The organism is Stenotrophomonas sp. YJH_SMC_94-11 (genome assembly GCF_059370435.1).
Window position 1 is genome coordinate 121587 of the sequence record NZ_JCAFTR010000008.1, and the last position, 16575, is coordinate 138161.

The following is a 16575-nucleotide window of genomic DNA, read 5'->3' on the forward strand; positions in this document are numbered from 1 at the left end:
GCGGCCTGCGCGGCGCGGGGCCAGCGTTATTGGCTGGGTGCAGCCTGCTCCAGCATCGCTTCGCCCGGCGTCACCGAGGCCATCGCCTGCACGCCGGCCTCGGCCGCCTGCCGCGTGACCAGCCGGAAACGCACCTGCAGCTTGGCCTGCCCGGGCGTGGCCCAGCCGTACTGGATCGCCACCTGGTCCGCCGACAACGGCCCACGGCCTGGCAGCGAGCGCGCCTGCAACGGCGTCGGCGCCGCCTGCACCAACCGGGCGAAGCCCTTCTGCACGACCGCCGCGTCGGCCTTTTCGGCGTAGACCGTGCACGTGCCATCGTCAGCCCAGCTGACTGCATAGCGGCCGCTGGCCAGCGGCACCATCCAGGCCACGCCCGACTGCCCCTGCAGCAACGTTGCCGCCTCGGCAGGCTGCAGCGGTGACAGCCCGTTGGATTCCATCAACGACTGCAACCGCGCTGGCGCGCCGATGTGCTGCATGCAGGCGGTATCGAACAACTCACTGAAAGGGTCCTGCGCTTGTGCGCTGGCCCTGGGTGCACGCGCAGGCTGCGCCGCCGCCAGGGCAGGCAGCAGGGCCAGGATCAGCCAGGAGGCAGGGCGCATTGGAACTCCACGGTACGGAACGCAGCGGGGAGGATGGCAAAGCCCGGGCGTGGCGTGCAACGGCCGCGTTGCCGCCGGCCTCCCCGCACCGGGATCAGGCTGTGATTTCGCCCTCGTCCTCGCCATCCCAGTAGTGGATGCGGCTGGCGCGCACATGGATCAGCACCAGTCCTGGTGTATCCACTCCCTGTTCGAACCACCGCTCCAGGTCCTTCACCCAGTGCTCGCGCATCGTGGCCCGATCGCGCACCAGCGCTGCCCTTCCCTGCACGTGCACGAACAGCGGCGGCTTGCCCAGCAGCGACTTGCTGCCGGAGAAACCCAGTGCGACGGCAGGGTCAGCCTCGATCTCGCGCACCATGTCGGTGTCTTCCATGGTGAAGAACCAGCTGTCACCGTCATAGTCCACGTCACCGTTGTTGCTCATGGGGCGACCGGCAATTTCTCCACCGGCGTGGGTCTGCAGCATCGTGAAATCGATGCCGGCCATTTTCTTGGCAAGTTCTGGGAGGGTGAGCTGGGTCACGGCGCGGTCCTTGATCGGAGGGACGCCCAGCGTCTGCGCAGAGCGGTGACCGGAAAGTGGATGAGCACTTGCGGCCTCTTCACGGGAAACGAGATACGGCGCATGGTCCGTGCGTGACGCACTCCACACCACCATACCCACGTTAAAAGCAGATGGAGGAACGCCCCTGCGAAGCACCACAACCGGCTAACAGGGGGCTGCCGGAGAATCGCGCAACCCCGTGGCACGACCGGCATGGCAGCCGGCATGCGCGCGGCGACTCCTTCGCAACCGCATGGCCTCCACATGGATCTGTTCGCCTGGCTCGCGTTCGGCTGCTACCTGTTGGCGTTCTTCATTGTCTCGCTGTTTGCTGCGGCCTATCTGAAACGTTCCGACTTCATGCCCTACCACGGGCAGGCGGTGGGTGTGCCGTGGGCGGAGATCGAACCGCGCATGCAGGTGCTGCTGATGGCACTCATCCGCGTGGTCGGCGCCGGGTGGATCGCACTGGCCGGTGCTGGCGTGATGCTGGCCTGCCTGATCTTCTTCGGGGGTCACTTCGCACTGCCGCAGCTGCTGGCGTTCCAACTGTTCTGCCTGGTCGCCACGCTGCCGCCGGTCCTGGTCGCTTCGGGTGTGCGGAGACGCACCGGTGCACGTACACCGGTGCCCGCTGGCGCCGCAGTGGTGCTGCTGTCCGTCATTGGATTCGTACTGGCCCTGTTGTCGCTACCGCGGTGAGTTCCCTTTCTCTCCCCTCCCCCCACGAGGCTCCACGATGAATCCCGAATCGATCTTCTACAGCGTGGTCAACGGTGATCTTCCACGTTCCCAGGCCGGCACCCTGCTCGGCTGGCGCTTCGTCGGCTATGACGATGCACTGCGCCGCATCCAGGTCGAGTTCGACGCCGGGACGCTGCTCACCAACCCGATGGGCAACGTGCAGGGCGGATTCCTGTCAGCGATGCTGGACGACTGCATGGGGCCGGCGATCTACGCCACCCTGCCAGCCAACCGCATCGCGGTCACGGTGGAATCCAAGACCAGTTTCGTCAACCCGGCGCGGCCGGGGCGGATCATCGGCTGGGGCGAAGTCGAGCACAGCAAGGACAGCATCGCCTTCACCCGTGGCTGGCTGACCGACCCGGACGGCAAGGTACTGGCCACCGCCAGCGCCACCTTCCGGGTGGGTGCGCTGCGCTGGCGCGGGTTCTCGGTGCCGCGTCCCATCGCGCGACGGATGATCGCGCGCACGCTGCGCCGCGTGCATGCGCGGATCGGCTGATGCGTGTCCTCAACGTGCGTTGCGGCCGCCGCCGGACACCCGCACGCGGTCGCGGCCCTGCGCCTTGGCCTGGTACATGGCCGCGTCGGCGGCACGCAGCAGGGTGCGCCAGCCCAGCGCATCGGTGCCCCCCTCGGCTACGCCGAAGCTTGCAGTGACCCGCAGCACCTTGCCACCGACCAGGGCGATGTCCAGCCGCTGCAGCGCAACGCGCAGCGACTCAGCCAACTGGCGGCCACCGGCCAGGTCGCCGTCGGCCAGCAGCACCAGGAATTCCTCGCCACCGTAGCGGGCAATGCGGTCGCTGCGGCGCAGGTGGCGCCGCAGCAGCTGTGCCACCTGCACCAGCACCTCGTCACCGGCATCATGCCCGTGGCCGTCGTTGATCGCCTTGAAGCGGTCCACGTCCAGCAGGATCACCACCGCACTGTTGCCGCCGTCGGCATGACGCTGCTGCACCAACTCGTCCAGCGCGCGCCGGTTCAACAGCCCCGTCAGCTCATCGGTGCCGGCCAGCTGGCGCAGCTCGCTGGTCAATGCCGAGCGCTCGCGCGACTTCTCGCGCAGCACTTCGATGGCATCGAACAGGCGCTGCATCTCGGCCAGCGGGTGGGTCACATGCTGCTCCGGGCCGGGGGCTTCCGAGGCGATCTGGATGACCTGCTTCTGCGCCTGCAGCAGCGGCCGCAGGATCTGCAGATGGGCGATGCGCAGCGCCACGCCCAGCACCACCAGCGTGCCCAGCACCGTCGCCACCAGCACCACCAGGCGCGTCGCTTCGCGGTTGCGGGTGCGCTCGAAACGGGCGATGGACACGCTCAGGTAACCATCACGCAGCGCTTCCAGCGACCGCAGAGTCGGCACGTAGCGCGTGGTGAACTCGGCGGCGGTCCACGGCGGCGGCACGCCCCGCCGGCCATCTTCGATCAGCTGTTCGATCATCGGCAGCGATTCGCCGAAGAACTGGCGGCGTGCCATGTCCCAATGCCAGGACAGCGTCGGATCGCTGCGGAACACGGCTTCATGGCTGCCTGCCAGCCGCCACAGCTCCAGCAGGCGGCCTTCGGTCTGCAATGCCGCCCGCACCTGTTCGTCACGCCAGGCCCCCGGTACCGCCACCGGCGCCATCACGTTCGAGGCCAGGCGGCCGCCATGCTCGCGCAGGTCGATCAGCACCTGGCCCTGCATTGCCGGGATCGCCGCTTCGCGGTCGGCACTGACCAGCACGCCGATCTGCGTCGAGGTCAACACGTGCAGGCGATCGACCACGGCGAACATGCTGCTGATCGCGCGCTCCACGTCTTCCACCCGGCGCGCGTCGTGCGGCTGTGCCGCCACCTGGTCCACTGCGGCCCGCGCCGACTGCAGGCGACGTTGCACGTCGGCCAACAGCCCATGTTCGCCGACCACGCCGGGACCGGCCTTGAACACGGTGTCCAGTTGCAGCAGGGCGGTGTCGACCCGCTTGCGCGCAACCGCCAGCTGCGCGGCCAGCCGGGCCTGTTCGGCCGCATCGGCCGTATTGGCTCCCAGCAGGCTGTTGGCGGGGCCGCGCTCGGCCGACACCCGGTTGGCCAGGTCGAAGGTCTGCTGCAGCCGGCGCAGGCTGACCAGGTTGTCCTCGGCGGCGGTGAAGCGCAGCGTGCCCTGCACCAGTGCGATGGCCATCAGCGGCAGCGTACAGACTACGAACAACCCGGCCAGGATCCAGACCCAGGTCCGCAATCCGATGGGCGACGCCTTGCGGGCCATGCACATTTCCCCTGTCGTGCGGAACACTGTAGCGGCCGCCTGCACAGGCGCCAAGCCGCTGACGGGCCAACCGTGGCCGTGGGTACACCGTGCGCGCCGCGAACGCACCGACAAGGCCGCGCGGACGCTCGAATCGGGACAAATACGTCATGCCCCGCCGCGTCAGATCCAGCGCTGGTCGACCAGTTCGCGCTTCACGTAGGCATAGAACACCGGCGCGGCGACCAGGCCCGGCAGGCCGAAGGCCGCCTCCATCACCAGCATGGCCAGCAGCAGCTCCCAGGCCCGCGCCTGAATTTCGCCACCCACAATGCGCGCGTTGAGGAAGTACTCCAGCTTGTGGATCACGATCAGGTACAGCAGCGCCGCCACCGCCACATAGAACGAGACCGACAGTGCAACGATGGTGATGATCGTGTTGGAGATGATGTTGCCCACCACCGGCAGCAGGCCGGCCAGGAAAGTGATCAGCACCAGGGTCTTGGACAGCGGCAGGTGCACGCCGAACAACGGCAGCACGCCCAGCAGGAAGATCGCGGTGAACACGGTGTTGAGCAGCGAGATCTTCACCTGCGCGAACACCACCTGACGGAACGCGGTGGCCAGGCGGCTGGTGCGCCCGACCAGCTCCTGCGCCAGCGGACCCATCTTCGGCAGCGGCAGTTCGTCATACAGTGCGATCATCGCACCCAGCACCATGCCGATCAGTACGCGCACACCCACCTGGACCACCGAGGTACCGGCCACGCCCAGCTGGCGCTGATGCTCGGCGGCCCAGTCGTTCAGCGCCGCGCGCAGCGCTGGCATGTCTTCGGGAATGTAGGGTTGCAGCAGCGCCGGCACCTGGTGCCGCGAGGTGTTGAGGATCTCCATCAGGCGCGCCAGCAAAGCGTCCGGGCCACCGGTCTCGTTGCGGAAGAACGAGGCCACGCCGATCCCCGCCAGCACCAGCGCGCTGATGATGATCGCCGACAGCACGATCACTGCGATCGCCCGTGCGCGTCCCGGCGGCAGCCTGCCTTCCACGGTGGAGGCCAGCAGGTGGGTCAGCTGGAACACCAGCAGGCCGGACAGCAGGGTGACCACCAGGCCCAGTTTCAGCGCCAGCCACATGCCCAGCAGCATCATCAGCCATGCCGCGATCCTTGGGATGGGGGGCTTGGGCTGGGCAACGAGAGCGTCTTGCATGGGAGCGCGTCCGGGCGGGGTGGCCCATGGTAGAGGATTGGCGTGCTGATTCCGCGTGCAGGATGAATGGGCATTTCATCCGCGTTCGGCGGCAGCCGTGCCGTCCCCACGCGCGCTCACTCGCCGTAGCTGGCGGTGTTCTTGCCCTGGCGCTTGGCGTGGTACAGCGCGCGGTCGGCCAGTGCCAACCAGTCCTCGACACTGCCGCCACGCGGCGTGGCCGCAATGCCGATACTGACGCTGAATTCCACCCCCGGCGTGGCCTGCCGCGCAGCCTCGAGCAGGTGCAGGCGCACCCGCTCGGCCACGTGCATCGCATCGACGGGCGCGCAGTCGCGCAGCAGCACGACGAACTCATCGCCCCCCAGCCGCGCGGGCGTATCACCCGGGCGGGCAACGGTGCGCAATGTCGCCGCGATATGCCGCAGCACCTCGTCACCGGCGCGGTGGCCGTGCGAGTCATTGATGCGCTTGAAGTCGTCCACATCGAGCATCAGCAGGCAGGCAAAGCCGCCCTGGCCCTGTGCCCGGTCCAGCGCCTGCTGCGCACGCAGGATCAGGAAGCCGCGGTTGGCCAGCTCAACCAGCGGGTCCATCCGGCTGAGACGCTGCAGCTGGCGGTTCTGCGATTTGACCCGGCGCGCCAGCTGCCAGCTGAGAATGCTCAGGCCGATGCCATACACGAACAGGAACGGGACACTCAGCATGATCGTGCGCTGCGAGGTGACCGGCTGGTAAGGGAAGCCGAGCGCCCACCAGGTGAGCGCGAAGCCCACCAGCAGGGCCAGCGTGGCGCGCATCGCCAGGCGAACGCCACCGGCAGCGATCTTGTCGGCCACCAGCAGTGCGGCAAACAGTGCACTGGGCACCGCGCTCAATGCCATGAAGGCGATCCAGCCACCGCCGAACAAGGAGTCGGCCACCATGCAGCGGAACTGGACGAGCGCGGGCTGGCCGGAGCGCTGGGTCAGCATCAATGCCAGCGCAGGCCACGCCAGCGCGTTGAGCAGCAGCAGGGCCCATGCCAGCGGCCCATCGTGGCGCTCGAGGATGATCGAAGCGATGGGGATCGCCCCCAGCCCATTGCCGACGAAACGCATCCAGCCGATGCGACGTGCCGCGCCAATGCCTTCGACCGCGCCTTCCGCCGAATCGGTAAAGAATGGCATTGCCCCCCCCCTGCGCGATCGCACCCGCTGCTACGGCCCTTGCCGGGCTGCCTGCGATGAGTCTGACAGCTTTGCGTCAATTCGGGATCAAGGTCGCGGGACGACGCGCGGGCCGGCCGCCCCGCTCCGGCTGCCCTGCCTCGCCCCCGCTACCGCCGAGGCGCCGCTGTCGAACCGCGCAGCATGAAGCTGAACTCCAGCGTCTGCTGAAGCGGTACATCGACCTGTTCAATGATGGCGAGCAGCAGGTTGACCGCGCGCTCGCCGATTTCACGCATCGGCTGCTGGATGGTCGTCAGCGGCGGGGTGAGGTAACGCGACGAGGCCAGGTCGTCGAAGCCGACGATGGAGAGCGCTTTCGGAACGCGGATGTCCCGGTCGCGACAGGCCGCCAGTGCCCCCAGTGCCATCTGGTCGCTGAAGCAGAACACCGCGGTCGGCACGGGCGTGCCGTCCAGCAGCGCCATCACCGCCGCATGCCCGGACTCAACGGAAAAGTCCCCGGGCACGATGCTCAGCTGGCGCAGGCGACCCCGCGCCTTGCCGGCGGCCCGGACCCCTTCCAGCCGCTGCTGGTGCAGGGGGTTGTCAGGTGGCCCGCCGACCACGGCGATCCGTTCGTGCCCCAGGCCGTACAGGTGCTCCATCACCGCGCGTGCGGCGGCCGCGTTGTCGATATGGACGCTGGGGATGCCCAGTGCGGGGTCGAACTCGCATCCATTGACCACCGGCGCAGCTGCGCCGCGCTGCTCGACGATCTCGCGCGCGGTCGGTGGCAGGCGATGGCCCAGCACGATCATGCCGTCTGCCTCGTTGCGCCGGAGCATCTGCGCGTAGCGCTCCTCACGATCGGGTTGATGCTGGGTATCGCCCAGCAGAACCGCGTAACCGACCGCCTGCGCGGCCTCCTCCGCACCCTGCAGGATCTGTGCGAAGAACGGATTGGCGATGTCCGGGACGGTGACCAGGATCTTGCCGCTGCGCTGGGTCTTGAGCGTGCGGGCCACCGTGTTGGGCACATAGCCCAATGCGGCGGCGGCCTGCTCGATGCGCGCACGGGTGGCCGGCAGCACCTTGTCCGGCCGGGAAAGCGCCCGTGACACCGTGCCTGCGGAGACGCCGACGTGCCTGGCGATGTCGTAGATGGTGGCCATGGCGTTAGTTCTCCTGTCCGCTGTGCAGTGCACAACAGGTCCTGCGTGCGCCCCTGCTAGGATAATGCAATCGATTGCATCGAGGGCGAATCACGTTGAAGACGCTCAAGGGTCCAGCGCTGTTCCTGGCGCAGTTCATCGGCGACACAGCTCCTTTTGATCGGCTGGACACGCTGGCCGGATGGGCCGCGGGTCTGGGCTATTCTGGCGTACAAGTTCCCACCTCCGCGCCCCACCTGTTCGATCTGGCCGCGGCGGCACGCAGCCAGGCGTACTGCGACGATGTTGCCGGCATGCTGGCCGGGCACGGCCTGCAGATCACCGAACTGTCGACCCACCTGCAGGGGCAGCTGGTCGCGGTCCATCCCGCCTACGACAGCCTGTTCGACGGATTCGCACCCGCCGATGTGCGCGGCAACCCGCCCGCGCGCCAGGCCTGGGCCGTGGAGCAGCTGCGGCTCGCCGCGCAGGCCAGCCAGCGCCTGGGGCTGACCGCGCACGCCACCTTCTCCGGTGCACTGGCCTGGCCCTACTTCTATCCGTGGCCGCAGCGCCCGCCGGGCCTGGTGGAAGAAGCCTTCGCCGAACTGGGCCGTCGCTGGCGCCCGATCCTGGATGTGTTCGACGCCTGCGGCGTGGACCTGTGCTTCGAACTCCACCCCGGCGAGGACCTGCACGACGGCGCGACCTTCGAGCGCTTCCTCGATGAGGTCGACCATCATCCCCGCGCGAAGATCCTGTACGACCCCAGCCACCTGCTGCTACAGCAGATGGACTACCTCGGCTTCATCGACCGCTACCACGCCCGCATCGGCATCTTCCACGTCAAGGACGCGGAGTATCGCCCCAGCGCGCGCAGCGGCGTGTATGGCGGCTACCAGGACTGGATCGATCGTCCGGGCCGGTTCCGCTCACCCGGTGACGGCCAGATCGACTTCAAGGCGATCTTCTCGAAGTTCGCCCAGTACGACTTCCCCGGCTGGGCGGTGCTGGAATGGGAGTGCTGCCTGAAACACCCGGAGGACGGCGCGCGCGAGGGTGCCGCCTTCATCCGCGATCACATCATCCATGTGACCGAACGCGCCTTCGACGACTTTGCCGGGAGCGATACGGACGTTGGATCACTGCGCCGCATGCTGGGAATCTGAGCCACGACCGCCCCGGGAGGGCAAGCCATGACGCACGCCATGTCGCGCTTGGGCGCGATGATGTTTCTGCAGTTCTTCATCTGGGGGGCGTGGTTCGTCACCCTGGGTACCTACCTGGTACAGGGCCCGCTGCAGGCCAGCGCAAGCCAGGTGGCAACGGCGTTCCTCAGCCAGTCCATCGGCGCCATCGTGGCGCCATTCCTGGTCGGCCTGATCGCAGACCGCTACTTCGCGGCGCAGCGCATCCTGGCGATACTGCACCTGGCCGGCGCGGTGCTGATGTGGCTGGCGTCCACCGCCACCAGCTTCAGCATGTTCTCCGCCTGCGTGATGGGCTACATGCTGCTGTTCATGCCGACGCTGGCACTGGCCAACAGCGTCGCCATGCGGCACATGCAATCGCCGGAGAAGCAGTTCCCGCTGGTACGCGTGGCCGGCAGCATCGGCTGGATCATCGCCGGGGTGCTGATCGGCTGGCTGGGCTGGGAACAGGCGCACCGGCTTGAACTGACCTTCCGCATGGCCGCATTGGCATCGCTGGTGCTGGGCCTGTATGCGTTCACCCTGCCGCACACGCCGCCGCTGGCGCAGCAGCGCGATGCCGGGCTGGGACAGATCCTGGGGCTGGATTCATTGCGGTTGCTTAAGTCGCGCGCCTACCTGGTGTTCTTCCTGGCTTCCATCGCCATCTGCATCCCGCTGTCGTTCTACTACAACTTCACCAATCCGTATCTCAACGACCTCGGTGTGCACGGCGCCGCCGGACTGCAGTCGCTGGGCCAGGTCTCCGAAGTGCTGCTGATGCTGGCCATGCCGTTCCTGTTCGTGCGGCTGGGGGTGAAGACCATGCTGGCGGTCGGCATGGCGGCCTGGGTCGTGCGCTACGCGCTGTTCGCCTTCGGCGATGCGGGCAGTGGCTTCTCCCTGCTTGTGATCGGCATCGTACTGCATGGCATCTGCTACGACTTCTTCTTCGTCACCGGCCAGATCTACACCGATGCCCACGCCGGCCCCGCCGCGCGCAGCAGCGCGCAGGGCTTCATCACCCTGGCCACCTATGGCGTGGGCATGCTGATCGGCACCTTCCTGTCCGGCGCGGTAGTGGAGCACTTCACCACTGCAGCGGGCCCGGACTGGCAGCAGATCTGGTTGTTCCCGGCCGGCGTCGCACTGGTGGTGTTGATCGCCTTCCTGCTGCTGTTCCGCGACCGCCCGGTAGCTGCGGCCGCGTCGTCCACCCCCTGAGGAGACCGGCCGATGCCCCTGCTTGGAATCGCCATCATTGGTACCGGCATGATCGGTGCGGTGCATCGCCGCGCGGCACTGCTGGCTGGCGCCGAGGTGCGCGGCGTGGCCGCCTCGTCGCCGCAGCGCGCGCGCGAGGTGGCGCACGCGTGGAATGTCCCGCGCGCCTATCGCGATATCGAGGACGTCGTTGCTGATCCCCAGGTACAGGTCGTGCACATCTGCACGCCCAATCATCTGCACCGCACGATGGCGCAGGCCGCACTGGAAGCCGGCAAGCACGTGATCTGCGAGAAACCGTTGGCGACGACGCTGGTCGATGCGCAGGCGCTGGCGGCGCTGGCCGCCTCGACCGGATTGGTCGCCACCGTCCCCTTCGTCTACCGCTACCACCCGGTGGTCCGCGAGGCACGTGCACGCATCGCGCAGGGCGACCTGGGGCCACTGCACCTGATCCATGGCAGCTACCTGCAGGACTGGCTGCTGGATCCGGCCAGCAACAACTGGCGGGTTGACCCGGCACTGGGTGGTACATCGCGCGTGTTCGCTGACATTGGATCGCACTGGTGCGACCTGGTTGAATGGGTCAGCGGCGAGTGCTTCGCCGAAGTGAACGCGGCGTTTGCCACGGTGATCGCCGAACGCAGCGCAACCACCTCCCAGAGCTTCAGCACGCCGGCGACAGACAGCGCAAAGCAAGCGGTCGAGAGCGAGGACGTGGCCGCAGCGATGTTCAGGACCGGCGCGGGCACGCTGGCGTCATTGACGGTCAGCCAGGTCTCGGCCGGACGCCACAACCGGCTCTGGTTCGAGATCGACGGCGCCAACGCCAGCGTGGCGTTCAACCAGGAGGATGCCGAGCGGCTGTGGATCGGCCTCCCCGAACAGCGCGAGGAAATCTTCGTGCGCGGCCCGGGCGCCGGCAGCGCCGAACAACGCCGGTTGTCGCCGCTGCCAGCGGGGCACGCGCAGGGCTACGGGCAGTGCTTCGAAGCGTTCGTGGCCGACACGTATCGCGCCATTGAAGGCGAGCGGCCGCAGGGCCTGCCCACCTTCGAAGACGGCCTGCGCTCGGCGCGGATCGTTGATCGTGTCATTGCATCGGCCAGGTCACGCACCTGGACCGCCATCGGTTGAATCCCGGGAGGATCTGTTGATGAACGTCCCTGTCCGTAGAACTGCAACCCTCGTCCTGCTGCTGCTCGCAGTCCTGCCCGCCTTCGCAGGAAACACAGCCGGTGCGCAGAAGCCCATCGCCGTGCAGATGTACACGCTGCGCAACGCCGGGCCGCTCGACCAGCAGCTGAAGATCGTCCACGACGCGGGTGTGCGTGCGGTGGAGACCGTCGGTACGCAGAATGCAAGCGCTGTGGAACTGAAACAATTGCTGGACCGTTACTCGATCAAAGCGGTTTCGTCGCACGTTCAGCTGGCCGAGCTGCGCGACAACCTGGATGCCGTGGTGGCCTTCAACCGCTCGATTGGCAACAGCACGCTGGTGGTGCCCTACCTGGACCAGAAGGACCGCCCGCACGATGCCGCCGGCTGGACCGCATTGGGACGGGAGCTGGGCCGGATTGCCAGGCAGGTGCGCGGCAAGGGGATGCAGCTGGCCTACCACAACCACGACTTCGAGCTGGTCGACTTCAATGGCAGAACCGGACTGGAGCTGCTGTTCGACGCCGCCGGCCCCGAGCTGCAGACCGAACTGGACCTGGCCTGGGTCGCGCGCGCGGGCCTGGACCCGGTCGTGATGCTTGGCAAGTTCCGCGGCCACGTATTTGCGGTACACGCCAAGGACAATGCGCCCAAGGGCCAGGCCGAAGACGAAGGTGGATTCGCTGCGGTCGGCCAGGGCGTGCTGGACTGGAACGCGATCCTGCCAGCCGCCGCCAACGCTGGCGTGCAGTGGTACATCGTGGAACACGACCAGCCACGCGACCCTGCCAAGGTCATCCAGGCCGGCGCGGACTACCTGCGTGAACACCTGACTACCAACCCGCCCACCCGCGCCCACCGCTGACGCATCAAGGAGCCCCACATGAAAATGATCCTGGCAGTGGCCGTGGCCCTGGGCGGCATGAACGTTGCGACGGCAGCGTGGGCCAAGGACGACCCGGCCGCAGGTGCGAAACTCTACGCCCAGCACTGCACTGCCTGCCACGGTGCTGAACGCACCGGTGTACCACCGACGTTCCCGGCGCTCACCGATGTCGGCAAGCGGCTGCAGCCCGCCCAGGTCAAGGACAGGATCAGGAAGGGCGGCGACCTGATGCCACCCTTCCCGCAGCTGTCACAGCAGGAGATCGATGACATCGCCAGCTACCTGGCGAAGTAGCCGGTGAGCGCTACAGCTCGCGCACCCAGATGTTGCGGTAGCTGACCTTGGAGTCATGTTCCTGCAGATACAGCGGCGCGCACCCATGCGGTGCGTACGAAGGCGCACCGATGTATTCGGTCCTGCCCGCCAGCACGGTGTCGTCCTGTACCAGCACGCCGTTGTGCAGCACGGTGATCCGTGCGGGCGACGTCAGGCCGCCGCCCGGCGAGAAGCGCGGGGCCTTCCAGATGATGTCGTAGACCTGCCACTGGCCCGGTGCGCGCGAGGCGTTCACCCGTGGCATGGCCTGCTTGTAGATGGAACCCGCCTGGCCATTGGCATAGGTCGGGTTGTGGTAACTGTCGAGCACCTGCAGTTCATACAGTTCCTGCAGGAAGATCCCGCTGTTGCCCCGGTTCTGGCCGTCGAAGCCCTTCGTTTCGGTGGGCGTGCGCCACTCGACATGCAGCTGGACATCGCAGAAGCGTTGCCGGGTGCGGATGCCCTTGCTGCCCGGAACGACAGTCATGGCGCCATCGGCCACCTCCCAGGGCACGCTGCCACCCTGCTCCGCCTCCCACGCGGAGACATCCTTGCCATCGAACAGCACGATCGCATCGGACGGTGCCTTGCCAGGTGGCGTTGCCACGGTCGCGGGCACAGGACTCCACACTTCGGTCTTCTTCGGGTCACGCACAGCGTCGGCATTGTCCTGTGCGAACGCAGATGCAGCGGCCAGCAGGCCGGCGGTGATCAACGCAGGGCGGATCATCAGGTTGGTGTCCATCAGCTGGTCCCCCAGGCAGGTGTGCCGGGGACATAGGCGAGGTCACCGTCGTAGCGCCCCGGCACGGCGACATACTGCAGCACCCCGGTCGCACCGACCTTGGAGGTGAAGAAGCCGAAGATGGCCAGCTGCTTGATCATCGTGAAGTAATGCGGCATGGCTTCGCCCTCTTCGGGCGTTCCGGTCTCGGTCACGTCTGCATTGCGCGCCTTGGCTTCGGCATCCAGTGTACGCAGCAACCCGGTGCGCGCCTCCGGCGTGAGCGACACGAAGCGGCCACCGGCGCGCTTGTCGATGTCCGCCAGCCCGGCGCGGAACACCGCCTGCTGCCTGGCGGTGTAGCAGTCGCTGACGAACGTCGCCATGAACGCACCGGCGCCCGCGTCCTTCGCCCCGGGTGTCCGGGTCCGCGGCAGGATGGTTTCGGCAATCTCGTCCAGCGTGCCGATTTCGGCATCGGAGAACGCGGCCATCATCCCGGCCGCTGGTGCTTTGCCATGCACCAGCGCTGGCAGGCCAACCATCGCCGCACCGGTGGCGGCGACGATCATCTTCAGCAGTTCGCGGCGATCCATCACAGGTTCCCCGCTTTCAGTTCGCGTACCGCGTGGTCAGCCGCGCGCGCGGTCAGCGCCATGTAGGTCAGCGACGGATTCACGCAGGCGCTGGAGGTCATGCAGGCACCGTCGGTGACGTACACATTGGGCGCGTCCCACACCTGGTTGTGCGCGTTCAACACCGAGCTCTTCCGGTCACGTCCCATACGCGCAGTCCCCATCTCATGGATGCCCTTGCCCGGGGCATAGTCGTTGTCGTGCATCTTCACGTCCTTGACGCCGGCCGCCTCCAGCATCTCGGCGGCGTCAGCGGCCATGTCCTTGCGCATCGCCAGTTCGTTGGCGCGCATGGACACATCCATCGCCAGCACCGGCAGCCCCCACTTGTCCTTACGGTCGCGGTCCAGGTGGATCGTGTTGTCGTGGTGCGGCAGCATCTCACCGAACCCGGTCATGCCGATGCGCCAGTCACCCGGCACGGTCAGCGCCTCCTTCAGGTCGGCACCGATGTTCAGCTCGGCGATCTCGCGCGACCAGCCGGTGCGGCTGGCACCGCCCTGGTAGCCGAATCCGCGCAGGTAGCCACGCTTGTCGGCGGCGACATTGCGGAACCGCGGAATGTAGAAGCCGCACGGACGGCGGCCGAAGTAGTACTTGTCTTCGTAGCCCTCGACCCGGCCCGAGGCGCCCGCACCGAAATGATGGTCCATCACGTTGTGCCCCAGCTCGCCCGACGAAGAGCCCAGCCCGCCTTCCCACACATCGGTGGCCGAGTTCATCAGCAGCCAGGTCGAGTTGAAGGACGATGCGTTGAGGAAGATGACCTTGGCCGTGTACTGATAGGTCTGCCCGGTCTCGGCGTCGATCACCTCCACGCCACGCGCACGCTTGCGATCCTTGTCGTAGAGCACTTCCTTGACGATCGAGAACGGCCGCAGGGTCAGGTTGCCGGTCTTCATCGCCGCCGGCAGCGTCGCCGACTGGGTGGAGAAGTAGGCACCAAAGGGACAGCCCAGAATGCACTTGTTTCGATACTGGCAGTTCACGCGCCCCTGCTCGGGCATCGGCTGGGTGATGTTGGCAGTGCGCGAGTGGATCATGTGCCGCGTGCCACCAAAGGCCTTCTTGATCCGTGCGGCCACGTCCTTCTCGACGATGTTCAACGGAACCGGCGGCAGGAACTCACCATCCGGCAGCACGTCCAGTCCCTCGCGCGTGCCGGCGATGCCGGCGAACTTTTCCACATGGTCATACCACGGCGCGATGTCGGCGTAGCGTATCGGCCAGTCGGTGGCGATGCCGTCCTTGAGGTTGGCTTCGAAGTCCAGGTCGGAAAACCGATAGCTCTGCCGGCCCCACATCAGCGAGCGCCCACCGACGTGGTAGCCACGGAACCAGTCGAAACGCTTGGTTTCGATGTAGGGTGAGTCCTGCTCGTTGGCCCACATTCCTTCCAGGTTCTCGGCGAGGCCGTAGTCGCGCATCAGCACCGGAAAAGCGGCCTTCATCGCCTGCGTTGGCCGATTGCGGTGCGGGAAGTCCCACGCTTCCTTCATCGCATTGACGTAGTCCTTGACGTGCTCGATGTTGCGTCCTCGTTCCAGCATCAGGACCTTCAGGCCCTTCTCGGTCAGCTCTTTTGCCGCCCAACCGCCACTGATTCCCGAGCCAACAACGATGGCGTCGTAGTGATTATCTGCCATGGGTCTCTCACCTGGGTGGATATCGTTTCAGACGTCGCAGAGGCGGATCGCCTCGCGCAATGAGGCAACGGGATCGGGCGCGGCAGGCATGAACTCCTGCGCCAGATACCCCTTGAAACCGGTGTCGCGGATCGCGCGACAGATGGCCGGATAGTTCAGCTCCTGCCGGTCTCCGATCTCGTTCCGGCCGGGCACGCCTGCGGTGTGGTAGTGCTTGAAACAGGCATGGTGTTTTCCGATGGTGGCGATGATGTCGCCCTCCATGATCTGCATGTGGTAGATGTCGTAGAGCAGGCCGAAATTGTCCGAGCCGAGCCGCTGGCACAGCTCCACGCCCCATGCGGAGTGGTCGCACAGGTAGTCGCGATGGTCGACCCTGGAGTTCAGCAGTTCCATCACCAGCACGACGCCGCGCTTCTCGGCATGCCCGAGGACGCGCTTGAGGCCGGCCTCGGCATTGGCCATGCCGTCGTGGGGGTCCATGCCATTGCGGTTGCCGGAGAAGCAGATGAGATTGCGATAGCCGGCATCGGCGACCAGGTCGATGTGCCGCGTGTAGCGCTCCACCAGCGGGTCGTGGAACTCACGGCCGGCAAAGCCCTTGGTCAGGCCCAGCTCCGCACCGTTGCACATCGAGCTGTAGACGCCGTGGGCTTTCAGCGTGGGCCAGTCATCCGGGCCGGCCAGGTCGATGGCGGCGAAGCCGATGTCCTTCACCGTCGTGCAGAGCTGGGCGACCGACAGCTGCGGGAAGGTCCAGCGGGCGACGGAATGCTTCAGGTTGCCCTTGAGCGCTGCGGTGGCGGCGAATGCAGGCAACGCTCCCGCAGTACCCAGGGCTACGCCTCCAGCAACCGCCATGCGCAACGCATCACGCCGCGTGAGCCCCGTGGCCGGAGCCGGTCTGATCGAATGGACGGACATCCACCTGCCGGCCTCCCAACCGGTATCAAACGCAACGATTCACTGCAATGCAATCGATTGCACCATAGGGGAGGAAATTGTCTGTTTGCAAGTCGCGGTGCACGAAAACTGATGCTGCGAAGCACAACTCCGCAGGAATCGCGGACAAAGAAAAGCCCCGCATGAGCGGGGCTTTCTTTTCTGCAGCAGGCGAGCGTCCGATCAGAACAGTTGTGACTACCAAACGT

At 66.8% G+C, this 16575-nt stretch carries 17 protein-coding genes; 7 read left to right on the plus strand and 10 right to left on the minus strand.

The window, feature by feature from the left end; translation table 11 throughout:
• Positions 1-26: 26 nt before the first annotated feature.
• Entirely contained in the window at positions 27-608 is a 582-nt protein-coding gene (locus AC5P74_RS14805; RefSeq protein ID WP_053497618.1) for an NMCC_0638 family (lipo)protein, read from the minus strand.
• Positions 609-702: 94 nt separating this feature from the next.
• Positions 703-1134 carry a pyridoxamine 5'-phosphate oxidase family protein gene (locus tag AC5P74_RS14810; protein ID WP_053497616.1) on the minus strand — a complete coding sequence of 144 codons (432 nt, stop codon included), beginning with the start codon at positions 1132-1134 and terminating at the stop codon, positions 703-705.
• A gap of 285 nt (positions 1135-1419) precedes the next feature.
• Here AC5P74_RS14810 and AC5P74_RS14815 point away from each other — a divergent pair, with 285 nt between their 5' ends.
• Positions 1420-1857, plus strand: coding sequence for a hypothetical protein (locus tag AC5P74_RS14815; RefSeq protein WP_138952973.1), 438 nt, complete (start codon positions 1420-1422; stop codon positions 1855-1857).
• A gap of 37 nt (positions 1858-1894) precedes the next feature.
• Positions 1895-2401 (plus strand): PaaI family thioesterase, encoded by a 507-nt coding sequence (locus tag AC5P74_RS14820; protein ID WP_053497613.1) that lies wholly within the window; start codon positions 1895-1897, stop codon positions 2399-2401.
• 9 nt (positions 2402-2410) lie between these two features.
• Here AC5P74_RS14820 and AC5P74_RS14825 read toward each other — a convergent pair whose 3' ends face one another.
• The 4 genes from AC5P74_RS14825 to AC5P74_RS14840 all read right to left on the minus strand — a co-directional run bounded on the left by AC5P74_RS14825 (position 2411) and on the right by AC5P74_RS14840 (position 7664).
• The gene (locus tag AC5P74_RS14825; protein ID WP_495204992.1) at positions 2411-4153 is read right to left on the minus strand and encodes a GGDEF domain-containing protein; all 1743 of its coding nucleotides are present in this window, start codon (positions 4151-4153) and stop codon (positions 2411-2413) included.
• A 162-nt stretch (positions 4154-4315) separates the two neighbouring features.
• The gene (locus AC5P74_RS14830; protein ID WP_053497611.1) at positions 4316-5341 is read right to left on the minus strand and encodes an AI-2E family transporter; all 1026 of its coding nucleotides are present in this window, start codon (positions 5339-5341) and stop codon (positions 4316-4318) included.
• A gap of 116 nt (positions 5342-5457) precedes the next feature.
• Positions 5458-6510: a sensor domain-containing diguanylate cyclase gene (locus AC5P74_RS14835; RefSeq protein ID WP_005415646.1), complete on the minus strand. Its 1053-nt coding sequence runs from the start codon at positions 6508-6510 to the stop codon at positions 5458-5460.
• A 149-nt stretch (positions 6511-6659) separates the two neighbouring features.
• Positions 6660-7664, minus strand: coding sequence for a LacI family DNA-binding transcriptional regulator (locus AC5P74_RS14840; RefSeq protein ID WP_495204993.1), 1005 nt, complete (start codon positions 7662-7664; stop codon positions 6660-6662).
• Positions 7665-7759: 95 nt separating this feature from the next.
• On the opposite strand from AC5P74_RS14840, the gene AC5P74_RS14845 reads away from it, so the two are divergent.
• Genes AC5P74_RS14845 through AC5P74_RS14865 form a run of 5 tightly spaced genes read left to right on the plus strand, consistent with a single transcriptional unit; the run spans position 7760 to position 12395 of the window.
• Positions 7760-8812 (plus strand): sugar phosphate isomerase/epimerase family protein, encoded by a 1053-nt coding sequence (locus AC5P74_RS14845; protein WP_188248270.1) that lies wholly within the window; start codon positions 7760-7762, stop codon positions 8810-8812.
• Positions 8813-8839: 27 nt separating this feature from the next.
• Positions 8840-10057: a nucleoside permease gene (locus AC5P74_RS14850; RefSeq protein ID WP_005415643.1), complete on the plus strand. Its 1218-nt coding sequence runs from the start codon at positions 8840-8842 to the stop codon at positions 10055-10057.
• Between the two features lie 12 nt (positions 10058-10069).
• Positions 10070-11194, plus strand: coding sequence for a Gfo/Idh/MocA family protein (locus AC5P74_RS14855; protein WP_206620968.1), 1125 nt, complete (start codon positions 10070-10072; stop codon positions 11192-11194).
• A gap of 19 nt (positions 11195-11213) precedes the next feature.
• Positions 11214-12080, plus strand: a complete 867-nt coding sequence (locus AC5P74_RS14860) for a sugar phosphate isomerase/epimerase family protein (RefSeq protein ID WP_206620969.1) — start codon at positions 11214-11216, stop codon at positions 12078-12080.
• Positions 12081-12098: 18 nt separating this feature from the next.
• Positions 12099-12395: a c-type cytochrome gene (locus AC5P74_RS14865; protein ID WP_495204994.1), complete on the plus strand. Its 297-nt coding sequence runs from the start codon at positions 12099-12101 to the stop codon at positions 12393-12395.
• A gap of 10 nt (positions 12396-12405) precedes the next feature.
• On the opposite strand, the gene AC5P74_RS14870 is transcribed toward AC5P74_RS14865, so the two are convergent.
• Genes AC5P74_RS14870 through AC5P74_RS14885 form a run of 4 tightly spaced genes read right to left on the minus strand, consistent with a single transcriptional unit; the run spans position 12406 to position 16348 of the window.
• A complete protein-coding gene (locus AC5P74_RS14870; RefSeq protein WP_053497599.1) occupies positions 12406-13164 on the minus strand; it encodes a 3-keto-disaccharide hydrolase in 759 nt (252 codons plus the stop codon).
• The gene (locus tag AC5P74_RS14875) at positions 13164-13739 is read right to left on the minus strand and encodes a gluconate 2-dehydrogenase subunit 3 family protein (protein WP_005415638.1); all 576 of its coding nucleotides are present in this window, start codon (positions 13737-13739) and stop codon (positions 13164-13166) included. The genes AC5P74_RS14870 and AC5P74_RS14875 overlap by 1 nt, the downstream gene beginning before the upstream one ends.
• Entirely contained in the window at positions 13739-15424 is a 1686-nt protein-coding gene (locus AC5P74_RS14880) for a GMC oxidoreductase (RefSeq protein WP_206627239.1), read from the minus strand. Before AC5P74_RS14880 ends, AC5P74_RS14875 begins: the two co-directional genes overlap by 1 nt.
• Before the next feature lie 27 nt (positions 15425-15451).
• Positions 15452-16348, minus strand: coding sequence for a hydroxypyruvate isomerase family protein (locus AC5P74_RS14885; RefSeq protein ID WP_346607588.1), 897 nt, complete (start codon positions 16346-16348; stop codon positions 15452-15454).
• Positions 16349-16575: the final 227 nt, after the last annotated feature.